The organism is Ampullimonas aquatilis, from assembly GCF_049675895.1.
GTDB classification, from domain to species: domain Bacteria; phylum Pseudomonadota; class Gammaproteobacteria; order Burkholderiales; family Burkholderiaceae_D; genus Ampullimonas; species Ampullimonas aquatilis.
In genome coordinates this window covers 2,640,175-2,657,169 of record NZ_CP183834.1, presented here as the reverse complement: position 1 = coordinate 2,657,169, position 16,995 = coordinate 2,640,175, and the positions used below count along the sequence as shown (strand labels likewise).

The window sequence follows — 16,995 nt, the reverse complement described above, 5'->3', positions numbered from 1 at the left end:
TCACTGAATTAAAATTGGCTCTGACCTTTTAACCACGCCGCATCATCAGCATGACTCAGATTGGCAAGCCGATCCAGCAGGCGTACCGGGTCTTGTTCTACCTTGAGCAGATCACGGTGTGCTGGTTTGAGAAAACCCTGTGCCACCGTGTTGTCGAGAAAGTTCAGGAGCGGATCATAAAAGCCGGCGATATTGAACAGGCCAAGAGGTTTGTTGTGAAAATCAAGTTGTGACCAGGTCCAGGTTTCAAAGAGTTCTTCGAGCGTACCGATACCACCTGGCATGGCAATGAACCCATCAGACAAATCGGCCATCATTTTTTTGCGCTCGTGCATATTGGCCACAATATGCAATTCGGTGAGAGTGTGATGTGCCAGTTCACGATCCACCAGCGCTTGTGGTATCACGCCAATCGCCGTGCCACCAGCCTGCATGACTGCGTCAGCAATGATGCCCATCAAACCCACATGACCGCCCCCAAATACCAGCCGGATATTGCGTTTGACCAAGGTTTGCGCCAATGCTTGTGCGCCTTGACGATAAGCGTCAAGAATGCCGGGGCTGGCACCACAATAGACACAAACTGATTGCAAAACGCGTTGAGGGTCAATGGTGGGTGCCTGTTCAATGGTATGGTGTAGTGAGTGATTCATGGTGTTCATTATTGTATGAATGGGGCCGGAAAGAATTTCTACAGCAATGAGCCGCTTGGTCTTGGCAGCAGATAAAATGAAAGATACACATTCATGATGGCATTACAAGGTCAGAATACACCCTATGAAAGCGCCTAAACTGATTTATCACCCTGGTTTCAATGCATTGGGTTATCGCGTACGCACTTCCAATGCCAATGAGGCCAATCCAGCCACTGCTCGTATTCCGGGTTTGTGGCAACGTTTTTATGAAGACAAGGCACCCGCCATTCTCAAGGCCAATGCCGAGAATGGTCATATTGTGGGTGTTTATAGCAACTATGAAAAAATGTATCAGGGCGCCTATGATGTTTGTGCCGCCGTTCAAATGATGCAGGAACAGGTGTTGCGCCCCGAAATGGAAGTGATTTCGGTGGCTGCCGGTGAATATCTCAAGTTTACCGAGCAGGGCCGTTTGCCTGGTGCCACAATCAAGGCCTGGCAGCGTATCTGGGAATTTTTTGCCAGTAACGATCAGCCATTGGCCGAGTTTTATGAGCGTGCCTACACCGCCGATTTTGAGCGTTATGGCGAGCCTGACAAGGTCAGTGTTTTTGTGGCGGTGAAGCGTCGCATTATTCGATACGACTTGCCTGAGTGATCCGTGTGGATCAGGCGTGGTGTCGATCAAAAGATGACCACCAAGACACCAAGAGACACGAAGGACTCAAAGAGAATCTGGCTGACCCGACTTGCCGACTTGGTTTAATGCGCTTTTTCTTAACACTTCGCCTGATTTGGTAAGCGGCTAGTTTGTTTTTTTATGAAGACGGGTGTTTTCCTTCATGTCTTTCATGTCTTTCATCTCTTTTGGTGATAAATGCCTCTAAATCTTTTTCTGCTGACTTCAGCCATCCTATCACCTGAACAAAACCAAGATGGTTGGCCCGGCGATCAATACCCAGGTCAGCAAACACAAAAACAGGGCAATCAATACTGCTGCGCTACCCAGGTCCTTGGCGCGTTTGGAGAGCCGATGGCGTTCCAGTGAAATGCGATCAATCGCGGCTTCCAGGCTGGAGTTGAGCAGCTCCACAATCAAGACCAGAAAAGTTGTGGCTAGTAACACAGCGCGCTCCAAGCCACTTAACGGCAACCAGAGTGCCAGTGGAATCAGTACCAGACACAGTATCAACTCTTGCCGAAAGGCACTTTCAACCTGAATGGCCAGCCGTAACCCGCTCCATGAATTGTGGAGTGCATACACAATCCGCTTGAAGCCCCCACTACTTTTGAAGGGGCTCTCCACTGCGTCGTCATGATCGTTAATAGCTGGGCGAGATGACAGATTTTTTTTCAAGATGTCGTCAATTGAGTAAGTAAGCAGAAGTGGGTGCCGATGTCGGTGGAGAAATAGCGAGCCATGCCACTCAGGCTGCCATGATGGTTTTTTGTGCTTCGGGCGTAATCGGACGCAAATGGTTGAGAAACTGTTCCGATGCGGCACGCCATGAAAAGCGTTCGGCATGGGCTCGGGCTGTTTCCCGCGAAATATTGAGCGCGTTCAAGCAGGCGATACGCAAATCATCATGCAAGGCCCCCGCAGTGGAGTCGCCAATCACATCAATGGGACCCGTGACTGGATAGGCGGCCACCGGCAGACCACAGGCCATGGCTTCCAGCAGCACCAGGCCAAAGGTATCGGTTTTACTGGGAAAGACAAACACATTGGCGGCGGCATAGACTTTTGCCAGTTCTTGTTGATTGAGCACGCCCAGATAATTGACGTTGGGATATTTGGTGCGCAATTCGTTCAGAGCCGGGCCTTCACCCGCGACCCATTTGGAGCCAGGCAGATCCAGCTTCAAAAAGGCCTCGACATTTTTTTCTACTGCGACTCGCCCTACATACAAAAAGATCGGTGGTTCGGTATCGAGCACATTGGATGGCTGAGGCACAAATATATCCAGATCCACACCGCGCGACCATTGCACGACGTTGGTGAAACCATATTTTTCCAGATCACGTTGTACAACCGGCGTAGGTACCAAGACCGCACGGCCAGCACCATGAAACCAGTGCAAGAACTTGTAGGTGACGGCCAGGGGAATCCCAAAGCGCGGTTGCACATATTCGGGAAAACGGGTGTGATAGGCCGTGGTGAAATTGAGTTCTTTTTTGATGGCATAGGCGCGAGCTGCCATACCCAGCGGACCTTCGGTGGCAATGTGCAGGGCTTCAGGGGCAAACTGGGCAATCCGTTCGCGTACTTTGCGGCCAGGGAAAATCGAGAGACGAATTTCTGGATAAGTGGGACAGGGGATGGTGTTGAATTCGAGCGGTGTGAGCATTTCAACTTCATGGCCCATGGCCTGCAGTTCGCGGCGGGTTGATTTTAAGGTTCGTACCACACCGTTGACCTGCGGTTCCCAGGCATCGCTAACAATCATGATTTTCATGGAGTATCCTTGAAAAATACCCGATTAGGTATGTTTTATTTGGGTGATATTTTTTACTGGTAGGGGTATATTCTTGTTCACGAAGTCGATACCATGACTTCGCTGGGTGTCTGGGCATGGTTTGGACTGCTGTCGACGGCCATGACAGTGGGCGAGCGTTGTTCCCAGCTGATTAAGCGTAATTCACCTTCCTTGGTTTCTACCAGGGCCGAGAGACTTTCCACCCAGTCACCATCGTTGCAATAGGTGATGCCATCCACCTGGCGAATTTCTGGCTTGTGAATATGGCCGCAAACCACGCCATCACAGCCACGCCGTTTGGCTTCTTCGGCCATGGCTTCTTCAAACTGGGTCATGAAGGACACCGCGTTTTTCACCTTGTGCTTCAGATATTGAGAGAGTGACCAGTAAGGAAATCCCAGCTTGTTGCGCAGTCGGTTGAAGTGATGATTGAGTGCCAAAATCAGGGTGTAGAGTGAGTCACCCAGATGCGCCAGCCATTTGGCATGCTGTACGACGCCATCAAACAAATCGCCGTGAGTAATCCAGAGCTTTTTGCCTTGCAGGGTGGTGTGAAAGGCTTCCATGCGCACATCAATTTCACCAAACGAGAGATCCACAAAGTCGCGCACAAACTCATCATGATTGCCGGGAATGTAGACCACATGTGTGCCTTTACGTGCCCGCCGCAGGATTTTTTGTACCACATCGTTATGCGATTGCTGCCAGTACCAGCCCTTTTTGAGCTGCCAGCCATCAATGATGTCGCCCACCAGATACAGATATTCGGCCTGATTGTGTTTGAGAAAATCGAGCAGAAATTCGGCCTTGCAGCCTGGTGTACCCAGATGGGTGTCGGAAATCCAGATGGCGCGATAACGATACTTGTCTTCGTCTTTGGTTTCGGTTGTAACCGGTTTTTTTTTGTCGGGTGCAGTCGATATGACTGTGGTGGCAGACTGGTCAGCCGATTTTTCGAGTAGCGATGATTCCGATAATGCCGCAATGGCCGAAGAATACGGCTGGCGCAATATCGAATTCAAAGCGGTAGGGGTCGCACCACCTGCGAGAGCCATTGGCGCGAACATTCGGTTGCGACTGAAAAAGCGGATCGGATTGAGCAGGTTCATGGGGCGAATTACATAACAGGGCCGTGACAGCTCCATGACAAATTGATGATGATTCAATGACAGTCATCGGGTCTGAAGCAAATATTTGACGGGTTGTCACCGTTGGCGCTACCGCCATGCAACTGGCGACAGCCTGGGGCGCTTCGTCGCAAACCGCCAACAGCAGGGTTGGTTGATGCCAGAATCGCTTCAACTGTTTAGGTGGAGATGAGCATGGGCGCGATTCTGAACGCCACACTGGCGATTCGATTGCATCTGCTGATGGCACTCTCGGCCCTGGTTTTGGGGGCGCTGATGTTATTTTTGAAAAAAGGAACACCCTGGCATAAGAGCATCGGCTATCTTTGGGTCATCATCATGTTGCTTACCGCGCTGTCTTCGTTTGGTATACAGGGCAGTCAGCTGGCTATCGTAGCAGGTTATTCTCCCATTCATTTTTTGTCGATTTTTGTGCTGGTGACGGTGCCGCTGGCAGTTTTCTTGGCAATAAAGGGCAAGATCAACGCGCATCGCAAGGCCATGAAGTACATTTATTTCGGTGGTTTGCTGTTACCGGGGCTATTGACATTGATCCCTGGACGTTTGCTGGGCAATGTCTTTTGGCATGGTCTGGGATTGCTGTAATGTTGCCGATGTGTCGTCAAGGTGCAGCCAAAGTAAGGCTCGCTACAATGCGCTAAAGATCATGAGCATGAGCGCGCATTATTCGGGATGTGTTTGGATTTCATCGAGTTTTGATTTTTTGAAGTGTTTTTTGAATTGAAAGGACATCATCATGCGTCATCGTTCCCATTTTTCCGGCTTGGTGTTGATTGCGCTGGGTAGCCTGTTTTTGCTCTCCAACCTGCAATGGATTCCTGATTTACATGGCATCATGAAAACCTGGTGGCCGCTCTTCTTGATCGCTGCTGGCGTGGCTCATTGGCTGCGTCCACACCGCCACAGAATGTGCTGTGAGCAGCGAGTGAGTCAATCATGATGAAATGGCGTGAAGCGCTGTTGAATAGGCTATTTTGATGGAAGTCGTGCCATGACAATAAACGGTATGCACTATATTTTTACCTGGCGTGATGCCTGCCGTGATGCGTTGGTCACACTGGTTTTTAACACCGTGCTGGCCGTGATTCTGACGCTGGTCTTGCCCATTAATGATGGACTGCGCATCAACCTGGTGTATTCACATTGCATTGGGCTACTCTCGTTTGCTTTGGTGGATTTGGGGCGCTGGCTGATGGCGCGTTTTAGGGTGATCAGCTTTCCGCGCATGGCAGTCTGGTTGATGATCGCCATCCCTTTGGGCTTTTTGGGTGGATGGACAATTGCCGCCTATTTGATGGGCCACGCCAATGGCATGGTGCGCCTGGGCGAGCAGATGTTTTGGGCCGTCAATGCCATCGTAGTGCCGGCCGTGGTCTTGCTGACAGTGATGGCTTTTAAGCGCGAGCGCCATATTGTGCGGGAGGCCGAGCGGCAAATGCGCATCAGTGCGGTCGAGCGTGAGTCGGCACGCGCACAGCTGGCTTTGCTGCAAGCGCAGATCGAGCCACATTTTCTATTCAACACTTTAGCCAATGTGCAGGCTTTGCTGGATGCCGACACCGCCACTGCAGGGCGCATGCTGGGTGCCCTGTCGGACTATTTGCGCAGTAGTTTTCAGGTGAGCCGTTCCGCCAGTACCACCTTGCAGCACGAGTTTGATCTGATCAAGGCGTATCTGGATATCCTCAAAATGCGCATGGGTGCGCGGCTGGAATTCACTTTGGATTTACCTGCCGAATTGGCGGCCACACCACTGGTACCGATGCTGTTGCAGCCTCTGGTTGAAAACGCCATTGAACATGGGTTGGCGCCGTTGCCGCAAGGTGGCTGTCTGACCGTGGGTGCACAGTTACAGGACGGACAGTTGCAACTGCTGGTGACGGATAATGGTCAGGGTCTGAATCCGCAGGCCAAGCCAAAAAATGGTTTGGGGCTGGCCAATGTGCGTGAGCGACTGGCCTTGTCATACAACGGTGCGGCCCAATTGGTTTTGGAGGACCAGCTGCCGCAAGGCACCAGGGCGAGCTTGATCTTGCCCCTTGCTGTGCCTATTGATACACCACTCGCCGATACGATGAATACCTTGCAGGCCATGCGCCAAATGCGCCGCTTTGGTGGTCCGTTTTGTCCGATGGGCAAGACGCAGGAGATGGGAGAACATCGTTCGCATTTTCGGCGGCATCATCAGGGTGGCTGGTGGTGTCAACGCAAATCGGCCAGTCGTGCTGACAATACGTCAGGCAATCCGCCTGACAATCATCAGCAGGAAAATAATCAATCATTCAATATTTAGCCATAGCCGACCATGACAACCCCTATTCAAGCCAAAGCCGTATTGGCGGATGATGAGCCACTCTTGGTCAATGCGCTGGCCAGAGAGCTGGGGCGCTTATGGCCTGAACTGGCAATTGTCGGCCGCGCCGGTAATGGTGATGAAACCCTCCAGCAAATTGCCCAGCAGCAGCCTGATGTGGTGTTTCTGGATATCCACATGCCCGCACCCAGTGGACTGGAAGTTGCGCAGCGGCTGGCGCGTCAGAGTCAGCCACCGCTGGTGGTGTTTGTCACGGCTTATGATGAGTTTGCCTTGGAGGCTTTTGAAATTGCGGCAGCCGACTATCTGACCAAACCAGTCAATGGCGAACGCCTGGCGCGCACTGTCGAGCGCTTGCAAAGCCGTTTGCAAGGGCGTGCACTGTCGGCCAATGCCAATACGGCACAATCGGATGTCGGCTTGCCAACCTCCGAGCTGGCCTTGCTGATGCAAAAGCTTGCGCCTTTGCTGGGACAATCTTTGCCGACCGAGGTGACATTCTCATCGGTTCACGCTGGTCAAGCACAAAACGGGGTTAACGGACAGGGCAGTGTTGCGCCGTTGAAATGGCTCAAGGCGGCCGTAGGTAATTCAGTGCGCTTGATTGCGATTGACGATGTCTTGTATTTTGAAGCGGCCGATAAGTACGTCAATGTGGTCACGGCAGATAACGAGGTGTTGATTCGCACGCCACTCAAGGAGCTGCTGCCGCAACTTGATGCCAATCAATTTTGGCAAATTCACCGCAGCACGGTGATCAATATGGCGCAGGCCGAAGGTGCGGTACGTGATGTACTCGGGCGGCTCACCGTCAAGCTCAAAAATAGCGATAAGTCCCTCAAGGTGTCGCGTGCCTATGCCCATCTGTTTCGGCATATGTGAGTGTGGCAGAACCTTGAACAGTGGGCAAAAGAGATCAGAAAAGATCAACTTTTAAGGAGTATATTGATTTATTAACTACTCAAGTGCGTAAATATTGATACTTAAAATTTACTACTGGGGTGTATCCTTGATGCGTTCCAATTCACGCAAGAGCAGATGACGCACTTCGCTATCGTCGAGCATGGTCAGGTGGCCAATATATTCAAACTCAATCGCCCGGCTGCCCGGCAAAATGGCATTGGGATACGGTGCAATCAGATTGTCGTGGCGACTATACATGCAAACAAATTTAGCGCGTCGACGAGTGCTTTCACTGGCCGCCAGTTCGGCCAGCCAATGGCTTTTCAAGCGCATTTGCTCGAGATTGATCCCACGGCTGAATTGCGCATGATAAGTGCCCTGGTGTGGCGTGGCAATGGTGACTACTTTGGCAATTGGCATATCGCCAAACTGTCGAAAGTAAGCGCGTACGGCCAAGCCGCCCATGCTGTGTGCGATGATCGCTACCGGCTGATTGGGCTGGTCGGCCAGCAATCGTTGCACGGCAATGTTGATGGTGTCGGCATAGTCATCCAGTGATGCCAGTGGTGGCTCCAGTGTGACAGTGCGAGTCAGAAAACCACGGCGTGCCAGCAAGGGTTGCAGTGTCACCCAAATACCGCGGTTACAGGCCATGCCATGAACCAACAGAACAGAGACGGGCTGAACCGGCGCAATCGGTGTCTTTTCAACAAATCTGGATTTGAATGGTACCGCCCACCAGCAGGCTTTACAGCTGCTCCAGGTCTCGCGCGCCAAAATGGGCAGAAGTTGGGTGAGTGGCAGGCTGAGCATCAGATCGGCCTGACTGGCGGCTCTGGCTGAGAGAATGAAATCAAACCATAAAATGCCCAATTGCAAGGTGAGTGGCAGTAATACTACCGGAATGAGTAACATGTGTGGCCATGAGCCACCCCAATACCACCAGACGGCGGCAGCCAGACCGATCAGCACCTGTACCAGCAGACTGATTTGCAACCAGCGCGCCATCATGTCTTGATGACGCTGATGAGGCGCGTTCCACAAAGACGGTCATGCAAAAATTGCCGATTACGATCCTGCCACATGAGCAGTGCATACGCCAACATGCCGACCAACAGGGTCAACAAGGCGTTACCACGGGTCAGACCAAATACGGAAATGATGCCGATAGCGGGCGCAAACCAAAGCCAGCTGAGCAGATAGCGGCCGAAGGCGCGTGGCCAGCTCAAGGGTTGCAGGGTGGTATCGACTAAACGGATTTTCCAGGTTTTCATGGCCAGGGTTTGACCGCCGTGGGTCCAGAACCAGCAAAAATAGAGACCCAGAACAGCAAATAGCCAGAGCTGCAGGCCGCCACGCAAATACAGGGCATGGCGCTGTTGCAGCAGTGTGGAAAACAACCAGCCCGCAATAAACACCACGCCAAACAGCAGCATGGCTTCATACATCATGCACAGAGCGCGACGTTTTAAGGTGGGAACAGCAAAAACGGTCGTACCCGATTCGGCAGGTTGTGGGGAGAGCGGCAGCGTAGGTGATTCAGTGGCAGGCATCAAGACTCAGGCAAAAACTTCGTAAAGGCCTATTTTGCCTGATTCACCACTTTTTGCTTAGGTGACATTACAAACAGTGAAGTCGGTGGTCGGACCGCGATGAAACCAGTTTCGCTGGGTGTTGTTACATAACCAGCCAGAGGCAGCGTATTTACACCACCATTTTCGAGTGCGGCTGGTGTCATCATCATCGGCATGATGACTGCTGGCAGTGTGCGATTGGGCGTGGGAATGGCCGACATGACCGCGCCTTTTTTGCGCATATCCTTTTCGGCAAACTGCTTTTTCTGCGCGTCGGGCAGTTGTTGATACTGTTGCCATTTTTCAGATTTGGCAATGGGCAGCCCTTTGGTGGCCGCATAATTCTCGCGGATCACACTGCGCTGCGCTGGACTGATAGACGACCACTCCATCATGCGCGCCTGCAGGCGTTGCTGTTCTTCCGGCGACAATTGCGCATAGCGTTGGGCAATACCCAGCCATTTGCGCTTGCGCGCCACATCCAATTGCCCCCATTGTTCGGCCAATGGCTGGAGCGCCTCTTTTTGAGTGGAGTTCAGGTCATTCCAATGTGTCGGCGGGGCACCCAATCCCAAAGATGGAATGAGTGGTTCAGCCATGGGCGCAGCTGCCATGCATGCTGCGGGAAGAAGCATGAGCGTGAGCAGGCAGATACGCAGTCTTGGCATTACAGATCCTGTCCAGAAGCTTTGGCCGTACCAGCAGATGGCTGATCAGCCGTATTTAAAAATGAGGTGAAGCCGCGATCCATATAGGCATCAATGGGCAACTCGTCCGACAGGAGGGCAGTGTCAATATCCGCCGCTTCGTCAGCCGCATCCATTTCACCCCAGTCCTGAACGATCAGTAAAGTACAAGCCAGCAATAACACTGGAATCGCAAAACCCAGCTTGCCAAACCAGCCACCTGTTGACGAACCAGATGAGCGACCACTATTGCCAGCCAGTTGTGTTTGCAACAGGTCAACCGTTAAACCGGACGAGCGTTTGCGGCTGATGGCTTCCTGGCGTGCCTTAGCGAGTTTTTGGCTGATGGTGGGCGGCAGCGATGATGCACTGTCATCCAATACCTGGCGAATTTTTTCACCAAGCTGGCGTTCAGTAAATATATCGAATTCGGGTTCCCATGCGGCAGCGGAACGCCGGTTTTCCATTGAAGTCGGGTTCATAAGGTGATTCCTTTAGCTTTGAGTGCGGTAGCCAGTGCCTGTGTGGCGCGCGAGCAATGAGTCTTCACGCTCCCTTCGGAGCAACCCATGGCGGCAGCCGTTTCAGCCACATCCAGTTCCTCCCAATAACGCATGACAAAAGCCTGGCGTTGACGCAAAGGTAATTTTTGTACTTCATTTTCAATGATTTGCAGAGTTTGGTCGCGCTCAACCTGATCGGCACTACTTTCGGCCATGCGTGTGCCATCGGCGGCTTCCAGAATTTCTAGTGGATCCTGGTCATCGCTGTCATCATTATTACCGCCAAACATATTGGAAAACAGCGTTACCCAGGTATTTCTCACCTTTTGACGGCGAAAGAAATCATGAATCGTGTTTTGCAAAATTCGCTGAAACAGCATGGGTAATTCAGCAGGCGGTTTGTCGCCGTAGTTTTCTGCCAGTTTGATCATGGCGTCCTGCACCACATCCAGTGCCGAAGCTTCTTCGCGTACAGCGTACAGGGCCTGCTTAAAGGCGCGGCGCTCTACGGAGGCTAAAAAATCGGACAGTTCTCGGTCTGTGGCCATGAATCGGATTATGTGTATAGAAGCAAAAGGTGTCGAATCCTAACAAAAATCTGCATAAATAGCCCAGAAAAATGCTGAAAATAGAGCTAAGCATACTGAAAAACGCAAATTTCTTGACCGCACCACCCGAAAGCTATATTGTTACGGATTACCCGTTTAAGTCTTAATTATGGTGTTGTCTATCAGTGCACCTGTCATGAAGACGCGCACGCTCGGACCCTCGACACAATCGTGGCAAAGAGCACCCGATCATTTTTCTTCAGAAAATTCGAAAGGTCTGTCGTATGGAAATCAACAGCGCGGAATTCTCGCTTAATCCTTCGTCACAAGTCCCTGCCGAGCTCAATGGCTCGGAAATCCTGGTCAAATGTTTACAGGCAGAGGGCGTCAAACATATTTTCGGTTATCCCGGCGGTGCAGTGCTCTATATTTATGACGCACTCTACAAGCAGGATTCTATTCAGCATATTTTGGTACGTCATGAGCAGGGTGCGATTCACGCAGCTGACGGCTATGCACGTTCCACCGATCAGGTCGGTGTCTGTCTGGTGACTTCCGGGCCTGGCATCACCAATGCGGTAACTGGTATTGCTACAGCTTATCTGGATTCCATTCCGGTCGTGATCATTTCTGGTCAAGTACCAACGCCTGCGATTGGTCTGGATGCTTTCCAGGAAGTCGATGCGGTGGGTATTACCCGTCCAATCGTCAAGCACAACTTCCTGGTCAAGGATGTGCGTGATCTGGCGAGCACCATTAAAAAAGCTTTCTATATTGCCAAAACCGGTCGTCCTGGGCCAGTTCTGGTGGATATTCCCAAGGATGTGTCGATTGCCAAGTGTGCTTTTGACTATCCCAAAACCATTGAAATGCGCTCGTATGCGCCGGTTGGCAAGGGTCATGCTGGTCAGATTCGCAAGGCACTGTCCTTGTTGATGTCGGCAGAGCGGCCGATGATTTATACCGGTGGTGGTGTTATTTTGGCCGATGCATCCAAAGAGTTGAATGCCTTGGTCGATCGCCTGGGCTTTCCATGTACCAATACCTTGATGGGGCTGGGTGGATATCGCGCCAGTAGCGATTTGTTTGTGGGTATGCCAGGCATGCACGGTACTTACGAAGCCAATATGGCGATGCAGAACTGTGATGTGCTGCTGGCTGTAGGCGCGCGTTTTGATGATCGGGTGATTGGTAATCCCAAGCATTTTGGTCAGATCGCGCGCAAGATCATTCATATCGATATTGATCCCTCTTCCATTTCCAAGCGAGTCAAGGTTGATGTACCTATCGTTGGCAATCTGAAGGATGTACTCGTCGAACTGTTGGCGCAGATGGATGCGGCTGGTCATAAGGCCGAGCCAGCGCGTGTCGCCAATTGGTGGTCTCAAATCAATGAATGGCGCAAACGCGATTGCCTTAAATATGATCGCACCTCAGAAGTCATCAAGCCGCAATATGTGGTTGAGAAACTCTGGGAGCTGACCAAGGGCGACGCTTTCATTACCTCTGATGTCGGCCAGCACCAGATGTGGGCTGCGCAGTTCTACCGTTTTGACAAGCCACGTCGTTGGATCAACTCGGGTGGACTGGGCACGATGGGCGTGGGCTTGCCGTATGCGATGGGTGTGAAGATGGCGCATCCAGATTCGGATGTGTTTTGTATCACTGGTGAAGGCAGTATTCAGATGTGTCTGCAAGAATTGTCGACCTGTCTGCAATACAACACCCCGGTCAAGGTGCTGTCACTCAATAACCGCTATTTGGGTATGGTGAGACAGTGGCAACAGATTGAGTACAGTGGTCGTTATTCCAGTTCATATATGGATGCCTTGCCAGACTTTGTCAAATTGGCCGAAGCTTATGGCCACGTGGGGATGCGTATTGAGAAGACTGCTGATGTGGAAGATGCCTTGAAAGAGGCAATTCGACTGAAAGATAAAACAGTCTTTATCGATTTCCAGACTGATCCTACCGAAAACGTCTGGCCAATGGTCAAGGCAGGTAAGGGAATTACGGAAATGCTGCTAGGTTCTGAGGATCTTTGATCGATTGCTTGCCCTGTCTGACTAGTCGGGGCAAGTGATTGGCATGTTGATCGTTGTTCTATCAGACCTTCTCCAATAGTTATTAGAAAACAACACTATGCGACATATCATTTCTGTATTGCTGGAAAACGAGCCCGGCGCGCTCGCAGCAGTAGTAGGACTCTTTGCTGCCCGTGGCTATAACATTGAAACTTTAACAGTTGCTCCGACTGAAGATGCTTCATTGTCACGCATGACGATTGTTACTTCGGGTTCGGAAGACGTCATTGAACAAATCACCAAACATCTGAATCGTCTGGTCGCAGTTGTTAAGGTAGTCGACCTGACCGAGGGTAATCACATTGAACGTGAGTTGATGTTGATCAAGGTGCGTGCCGTTGGTAAAGAGCGTGAGGAAATCAAGCGTACTACGGATATTTTTCGTGGTCGTATTATTGATGTCACCGAAAAAACTTACACGATTGAGCTGACTGGTAACAAGGCCAAGCTGGATGCCTTTATCGAGTCGATTGACCGAACTGCTATTTTGGAAACAGTACGTACTGGCGGTTCTGGCATTGGTCGTGGTGAGCGGATTCTCAAGGTTTAAGCAAATGAATGAGTGGCTTTGCTGAGTGAGCAAAAGTCACGAGGAAGTCTCATTTAATTTTTCATTTCACTCAAGTCAAGATATTCATAAAGAGGAATAACATGAAAGTTTTTTACGATAAAGACGCCGACCTGAGTCTGGTAAAAGGCAAGAACGTCACAATTATTGGTTATGGTTCACAAGGCCATGCGCATGCACAAAACCTGCATGATTCTGGTGTCAAAGTTACTGTCGGTCTGCGTAAAGGCGGTGCTTCCTGGGATAAGGCCGCCAATGCCGGTTTGACAGTCAAGGAAGTGGACGAAGCAGTGAAAGATGCTGACATCGTCATGATTTTGTTGCCAGACGAAAACATTGCTGAAGTCTACAAACAGATTGCACCTAATCTGAAAAAAGGTTCTGCACTGGCATTTGCGCATGGCTTTAATGTTCATTACGGTCAGGTGATTCCCCGTAACGACATTGATGTGATCATGATTGCGCCCAAAGCACCTGGCCATACTGTTCGTGGTACTTACACACAGGGTGGCGGTGTGCCACATCTGATTGCTGTTTATCAAGATAAATCAGGCAGTGCCCGTGATATCGCCTTGTCCTATGCTGCTGCCAATGGTGGTGGTCGTGCCGGTATCATTGAAACCAACTTCCGCGAAGAAACTGAAACCGATTTGTTTGGTGAACAGGCTGTGTTGTGCGGTGGTGCGGTTGAACTGATCAAGGCCGGTTTTGAGACGCTGACAGAAGCTGGTTATGCCCCAGAAATGGCTTATTTTGAGTGCTTGCATGAACTCAAATTGATTGTTGACCTGATTTATGAAGGCGGTATCGCCAACATGAATTATTCAATTTCCAATAACGCCGAGTACGGTGAATATGTGACTGGTCCACGTGTTGTGACTGAGGCTACCAAAGACGCGATGCGCCAATGCCTGAAAGACATTCAGACCGGTGAATATGCCAAGAGCTTCATTTTGGAAAACCGTGCTGGTGCCCCGACGCTGTTGTCACGTCGTCGTTTGACCGCAGAGCATCCAATTGAGCAAGTCGGCGAAAAACTGCGCGCCATGATGCCTTGGATCAAGAAAAACAAACTGGTTGACCAAAGCAAGAACTAAAACTGGTCTTAGGTATTCCAATGCCTACCGTGCCGCTTGCGGGTCTGCTGCAAGCGGCATTTTGTTTTGTCAGATTGGAGATATTTATGCGCCTATTATTTATGCGTCAATTGATAATTGGTTTATTGTTACTGATTTGTCAAACCACGATCCAAGCCAAAGATCAGCTGGTTTCTGATGCGATACCTGCAGGGACTGAGGTTTTACTGACTGCTTCGAGCGAGTTGATATTACCTAACGATGAAGTCGTACTGACCTTTTATTTGGAGCAACAGGAAGCCGATAAGGCCAAGGCGGCCAGTTCAATCAATCAGAAAGTCAAAGACGCTGTGGAGACACTCAAATCATTGGATCGTGAGGCTGAAGTCAAAACGACGACCTATTTCACTTATCCGATTTATGGTGGTAATGATCAGCGCAAGATTGTGGCTTGGCGAATCAGGCAGACAGTTCAGATGATTTCTGCCAAGGTCTTGAAGGCTCCGGAGATGGTGGCCAAAGCCCAGTCAACGCTGGCATTGGAAAGTGTCACTTTCAGATTGGCCGCCGCGACGCGTAAAAGACTGGATGCACAACTATTTAGCAGTGCCTATGCAGATCTTAAAAGCAAGATCGCCTACATCACCCAAGCCATGGGCAAGAGTGAAAAAGATGCGAATGTGATTCGTATGGATCTGAGCAATATGAGAAATCCCATCGACCAGCCGCGTCCAGCTCCCATGCTGATGCGTAGTTCGGCCATAATGGACGCCAAGGAAGTCAGTGAACCAAGTCTGACTCCAGGAGAAACTACGGAAAGCCTGTCATTTATGGCTACAATTCATGTCCGATAACCAAAACAAGCAAGCACGCATGACAACTGCATATCCTCATCCCATTCTGGCCAAAGAAGGCTGGCCTTTCATTGGCATTTCATTTGTCCTGGCACTGCTGGTCAGTTGGTCATGTGGTTTGATGTGGGCCTTGCCATTCTGGATTATTGTTCTTTTTGTTGTGCAGTTTTTTCGTGATCCTGCGCGGCCGATTCCGGCTGAGGCTGGCATTGTTCTATCACCGGCTGATGGCCGTATTGTGGCAATTGAGACCACGCAAGATCCTTATGCAAATCGACCTGCTTTGAAAATCAGTGTCTTTATGAATGTGTTTAATGTGCATTCCAACCGTGCCCCGGTAGATGGTCAGATTCAAACTGTTCAGTATTTTCCCGGCAAATTTGTCAATGCTGATCTGGATAAGGCTTCGTTGGAAAACGAGCGTAATGCCATTGTGATCAAGACACCGGACAATGTGATGGTAACCAGCGTGCAGGTCGCTGGTTTGATTGCGCGCCGGATTCTTTGTTATGTGAAACCGGGTGAACAGCTATCGAGAGGGCAGCGTTATGGTTTTATTCGTTTTGGCTCAAGAGTCGACGTGTATTTGCCAACAGAATCTCGACCAAGAGTGAGTATTGGCGATAAAGTATCCGCTTCGACCACCATTCTGGCTGATTTATAGCATGGCTACTTTCAACCGTCGCAAGTTGCGTAATAACGTCTCCCAGTTTCCTCGACACTCGCGTTTTCCGAGTGGATCTGAGTTGGGCGAGGATAGTCTTCATGGCGCAGATCTTGTTGATGAGCTGGATGACCTGGTCGCACCGGCAAAAAATGGTCGTCGCCCACCTCGTAAAGGTATTTATCTCCTGCCTAATGCCATTACCACGGCGGCGCTCTTTTTTGGTTTTTATGCGGTTGTGCAAGCCATGAATGGTGTTTTTGAAAATGCCGCGATTGGTATTTTTGTGGCCATGGTGTTTGATGGCATGGATGGTCGTGTGGCGCGTATGACCAATACGCAAAGCGCGTTTGGTGAGCAATATGACAGTCTGGCCGATATGGTGTCATTTGGTGTGGCACCAGCTTTGGTGATGTACGAATGGGTACTGAAAGATTTTGGCAAGCTGGGTTGGTTGGCGGCCTTTATTTATTGTGCCGGTGCGGCACTGCGACTGGCCCGTTTTAATACCAATATCGGTGTGGTGGATAAGCGTTTCTTTCAGGGTATGCCGAGCCCGGCGGCGGCTGCCTTGATAGCCGGTTTTGTCTGGTTGGCCATTGATAATAAACTACCGATCCGTGAGGGTGTGATTCCCATTGTGTCGTGGTTTATTACGGTCTATGCCGGTTTGACAATGGTGTCCAATGCACCGTTTTTCAGTGGTAAATCATTAGCCTGGCGCCAGCATGTGCCGTTTTGGGGAATATTGCTGGTCGTGCTGGGTTTTGTTTTGGTGTCTTCTGATCCACCCAAGGTTTTATTTGGATTATTTATTATTTATAGCTTGTCAGGTTATGTGTTGTGGGCATGGCGGACACTGCATTTGCAAAATAAAGAAAAACGGCAGGACAAGAGGCTGGCTGCTGACACACAAACGGCGCACAATGAATCCGGACCTCAGTAACTGAGGGATTTTTTC

At 50.5% G+C, this 16,995-nt stretch carries 19 protein-coding genes and 1 pseudogene; 11 read left to right on the top strand and 9 right to left on the bottom strand.

Features of this window, described 5'->3' with window-relative positions; translation table 11 throughout:
- Positions 1-8 precede the first annotated feature (8 nt).
- Positions 9-593, bottom strand: coding sequence for a TIGR00730 family Rossman fold protein (locus tag ACMYR3_RS12400; protein WP_424196508.1), 585 nt, complete (start codon positions 591-593; stop codon positions 9-11).
- 184 nt (positions 594-777) lie between these two features.
- Here ACMYR3_RS12400 and ACMYR3_RS12395 point away from each other — a divergent pair, with 184 nt between their 5' ends.
- On the top strand, positions 778-1,293 hold the full coding sequence (locus tag ACMYR3_RS12395) for a GyrI-like domain-containing protein (protein WP_424192250.1): 516 nt from the start codon (positions 778-780) through the stop codon (positions 1,291-1,293).
- Positions 1,294-1,551: 258 nt separating this feature from the next.
- Here the strand turns inward: ACMYR3_RS12395 and ACMYR3_RS12390 are convergent, their stop codons facing one another.
- The 3 genes and pseudogenes from ACMYR3_RS12390 to ACMYR3_RS12380 form a co-directional block, all read right to left on the bottom strand.
- On the bottom strand, positions 1,552-1,992 hold the full coding sequence (locus ACMYR3_RS12390) for a diacylglycerol kinase (protein WP_424192249.1): 441 nt from the start codon (positions 1,990-1,992) through the stop codon (positions 1,552-1,554).
- 70 nt (positions 1,993-2,062) lie between these two features.
- Complete coding sequence (locus ACMYR3_RS12385) at positions 2,063-3,091, bottom strand: glycosyltransferase family 4 protein (RefSeq protein WP_424192248.1); 1,029 nt, start codon at positions 3,089-3,091, stop codon at positions 2,063-2,065.
- Between the two features lie 77 nt (positions 3,092-3,168).
- Positions 3,169-3,975 (bottom strand): annotated as a pseudogene (locus ACMYR3_RS12380) (UDP-2,3-diacylglucosamine diphosphatase); the annotation flags it as partial.
- 459 nt (positions 3,976-4,434) lie between these two features.
- Here ACMYR3_RS12380 and ACMYR3_RS12375 point away from each other — a divergent pair.
- The 4 genes from ACMYR3_RS12375 (at position 4,435) to ACMYR3_RS12360 (ending at position 7,456) form a co-directional block, all read left to right on the top strand.
- A complete protein-coding gene (locus ACMYR3_RS12375; protein ID WP_424192247.1) occupies positions 4,435-4,845 on the top strand; it encodes a DUF2306 domain-containing protein in 411 nt (136 codons plus the stop codon).
- Positions 4,846-4,996: 151 nt separating this feature from the next.
- The gene (locus ACMYR3_RS12370; protein WP_424192246.1) at positions 4,997-5,200 is read left to right on the top strand and encodes a LiaI-LiaF-like domain-containing protein; all 204 of its coding nucleotides are present in this window, start codon (positions 4,997-4,999) and stop codon (positions 5,198-5,200) included.
- 51 nt (positions 5,201-5,251) lie between these two features.
- Positions 5,252-6,553: a sensor histidine kinase gene (locus ACMYR3_RS12365; protein WP_424192245.1), complete on the top strand. Its 1,302-nt coding sequence runs from the start codon at positions 5,252-5,254 to the stop codon at positions 6,551-6,553.
- A 12-nt stretch (positions 6,554-6,565) separates the two neighbouring features.
- Positions 6,566-7,456 (top strand): LytR/AlgR family response regulator transcription factor, encoded by an 891-nt coding sequence (locus ACMYR3_RS12360; protein WP_424192244.1) that lies wholly within the window; start codon positions 6,566-6,568, stop codon positions 7,454-7,456.
- A gap of 111 nt (positions 7,457-7,567) precedes the next feature.
- Here the strand turns inward: ACMYR3_RS12360 and ACMYR3_RS12355 are convergent, their stop codons facing one another.
- The 5 genes from ACMYR3_RS12355 to ACMYR3_RS12335 all read right to left on the bottom strand — a co-directional run bounded on the left by ACMYR3_RS12355 (position 7,568) and on the right by ACMYR3_RS12335 (position 10,788).
- A complete protein-coding gene (locus tag ACMYR3_RS12355) occupies positions 7,568-8,521 on the bottom strand; it encodes an esterase/lipase family protein (protein WP_424192243.1) in 954 nt (317 codons plus the stop codon).
- Positions 8,485-9,030: an RDD family protein gene (locus ACMYR3_RS12350; RefSeq protein WP_424192242.1), complete on the bottom strand. Its 546-nt coding sequence runs from the start codon at positions 9,028-9,030 to the stop codon at positions 8,485-8,487. The genes ACMYR3_RS12355 and ACMYR3_RS12350 overlap by 37 nt, the downstream gene beginning before the upstream one ends.
- Before the next feature lie 29 nt (positions 9,031-9,059).
- Positions 9,060-9,650 (bottom strand): DUF3106 domain-containing protein, encoded by a 591-nt coding sequence (locus ACMYR3_RS12345; protein WP_424192241.1) that lies wholly within the window; start codon positions 9,648-9,650, stop codon positions 9,060-9,062.
- 68 nt (positions 9,651-9,718) lie between these two features.
- Positions 9,719-10,219, bottom strand: a complete 501-nt coding sequence (locus ACMYR3_RS12340; protein ID WP_424192240.1) for a DUF3619 family protein — start codon at positions 10,217-10,219, stop codon at positions 9,719-9,721.
- Entirely contained in the window at positions 10,216-10,788 is a 573-nt protein-coding gene (locus tag ACMYR3_RS12335) for an RNA polymerase sigma factor (RefSeq protein ID WP_424192239.1), read from the bottom strand. The genes ACMYR3_RS12340 and ACMYR3_RS12335 overlap by 4 nt, the downstream gene beginning before the upstream one ends.
- 284 nt (positions 10,789-11,072) lie before the next feature.
- Here ACMYR3_RS12335 and ACMYR3_RS12330 point away from each other — a divergent pair, with 284 nt between their 5' ends.
- The 6 genes from ACMYR3_RS12330 to pssA all read left to right on the top strand — a co-directional run bounded on the left by ACMYR3_RS12330 (position 11,073) and on the right by pssA (position 16,980).
- Positions 11,073-12,833: an acetolactate synthase 3 catalytic subunit gene (locus ACMYR3_RS12330; protein WP_424192238.1), complete on the top strand. Its 1,761-nt coding sequence runs from the start codon at positions 11,073-11,075 to the stop codon at positions 12,831-12,833.
- Positions 12,834-12,930: 97 nt separating this feature from the next.
- A complete protein-coding gene (gene ilvN / locus ACMYR3_RS12325; RefSeq protein WP_424192237.1) occupies positions 12,931-13,422 on the top strand; it encodes an acetolactate synthase small subunit in 492 nt (163 codons plus the stop codon).
- Positions 13,423-13,523: 101 nt separating this feature from the next.
- Positions 13,524-14,537 (top strand): ketol-acid reductoisomerase, encoded by a 1,014-nt coding sequence (gene ilvC, locus ACMYR3_RS12320; RefSeq protein WP_424192236.1) that lies wholly within the window; start codon positions 13,524-13,526, stop codon positions 14,535-14,537.
- An 86-nt stretch (positions 14,538-14,623) separates the two neighbouring features.
- A complete protein-coding gene (locus tag ACMYR3_RS12315) occupies positions 14,624-15,370 on the top strand; it encodes an SIMPL domain-containing protein (protein WP_424192235.1) in 747 nt (248 codons plus the stop codon).
- A 19-nt stretch (positions 15,371-15,389) separates the two neighbouring features.
- On the top strand, positions 15,390-16,034 hold the full coding sequence (locus ACMYR3_RS12310; protein WP_424196506.1) for a phosphatidylserine decarboxylase: 645 nt from the start codon (positions 15,390-15,392) through the stop codon (positions 16,032-16,034).
- A gap of 1 nt (position 16,035) precedes the next feature.
- Positions 16,036-16,980: a CDP-diacylglycerol--serine O-phosphatidyltransferase gene (pssA, locus tag ACMYR3_RS12305; protein WP_424192234.1), complete on the top strand. Its 945-nt coding sequence runs from the start codon at positions 16,036-16,038 to the stop codon at positions 16,978-16,980.
- Positions 16,981-16,995 lie beyond the last annotated feature (15 nt).

What these genes read in the sequence shown, in the direction of transcription:
- ilvC (WP_424192236.1), top strand. Translation starts at nt 13,524, where the DNA reads ATGAAAGTTTTTTACGATAAAGACGCCGACCTGAGTCTGGTAAAAGGC.
- ACMYR3_RS12335 (WP_424192239.1), bottom strand. Translation starts at nt 10,788, where the DNA reads ATGGCCACAGACCGAGAACTGTCCGATTTTTTAGCCTCCGTAGAGCGC.
- ACMYR3_RS12315 (WP_424192235.1), top strand. Translation starts at nt 14,624, where the DNA reads ATGCGCCTATTATTTATGCGTCAATTGATAATTGGTTTATTGTTACTG.
- ACMYR3_RS12330 (WP_424192238.1), top strand. Translation starts at nt 11,073, where the DNA reads ATGGAAATCAACAGCGCGGAATTCTCGCTTAATCCTTCGTCACAAGTC.
- ACMYR3_RS12395 (WP_424192250.1), top strand. Translation starts at nt 778, where the DNA reads ATGAAAGCGCCTAAACTGATTTATCACCCTGGTTTCAATGCATTGGGT.
- ACMYR3_RS12365 (WP_424192245.1), top strand. Translation starts at nt 5,252, where the DNA reads ATGACAATAAACGGTATGCACTATATTTTTACCTGGCGTGATGCCTGC.
- pssA (WP_424192234.1), top strand. Translation starts at nt 16,036, where the DNA reads ATGGCTACTTTCAACCGTCGCAAGTTGCGTAATAACGTCTCCCAGTTT.
- ACMYR3_RS12375 (WP_424192247.1), top strand. Translation starts at nt 4,435, where the DNA reads ATGGGCGCGATTCTGAACGCCACACTGGCGATTCGATTGCATCTGCTG.
- ACMYR3_RS12340 (WP_424192240.1), bottom strand. Translation starts at nt 10,219, where the DNA reads ATGAACCCGACTTCAATGGAAAACCGGCGTTCCGCTGCCGCATGGGAA.
- ilvN (WP_424192237.1), top strand. Translation starts at nt 12,931, where the DNA reads ATGCGACATATCATTTCTGTATTGCTGGAAAACGAGCCCGGCGCGCTC.
- ACMYR3_RS12360 (WP_424192244.1), top strand. Translation starts at nt 6,566, where the DNA reads ATGACAACCCCTATTCAAGCCAAAGCCGTATTGGCGGATGATGAGCCA.
- ACMYR3_RS12370 (WP_424192246.1), top strand. Translation starts at nt 4,997, where the DNA reads ATGCGTCATCGTTCCCATTTTTCCGGCTTGGTGTTGATTGCGCTGGGT.
- ACMYR3_RS12350 (WP_424192242.1), bottom strand. Translation starts at nt 9,030, where the DNA reads ATGCCTGCCACTGAATCACCTACGCTGCCGCTCTCCCCACAACCTGCC.
- ACMYR3_RS12310 (WP_424196506.1), top strand. Translation starts at nt 15,390, where the DNA reads ATGACAACTGCATATCCTCATCCCATTCTGGCCAAAGAAGGCTGGCCT.
- ACMYR3_RS12385 (WP_424192248.1), bottom strand. Translation starts at nt 3,091, where the DNA reads ATGAAAATCATGATTGTTAGCGATGCCTGGGAACCGCAGGTCAACGGT.
- ACMYR3_RS12345 (WP_424192241.1), bottom strand. Translation starts at nt 9,650, where the DNA reads ATGGCTGAACCACTCATTCCATCTTTGGGATTGGGTGCCCCGCCGACA.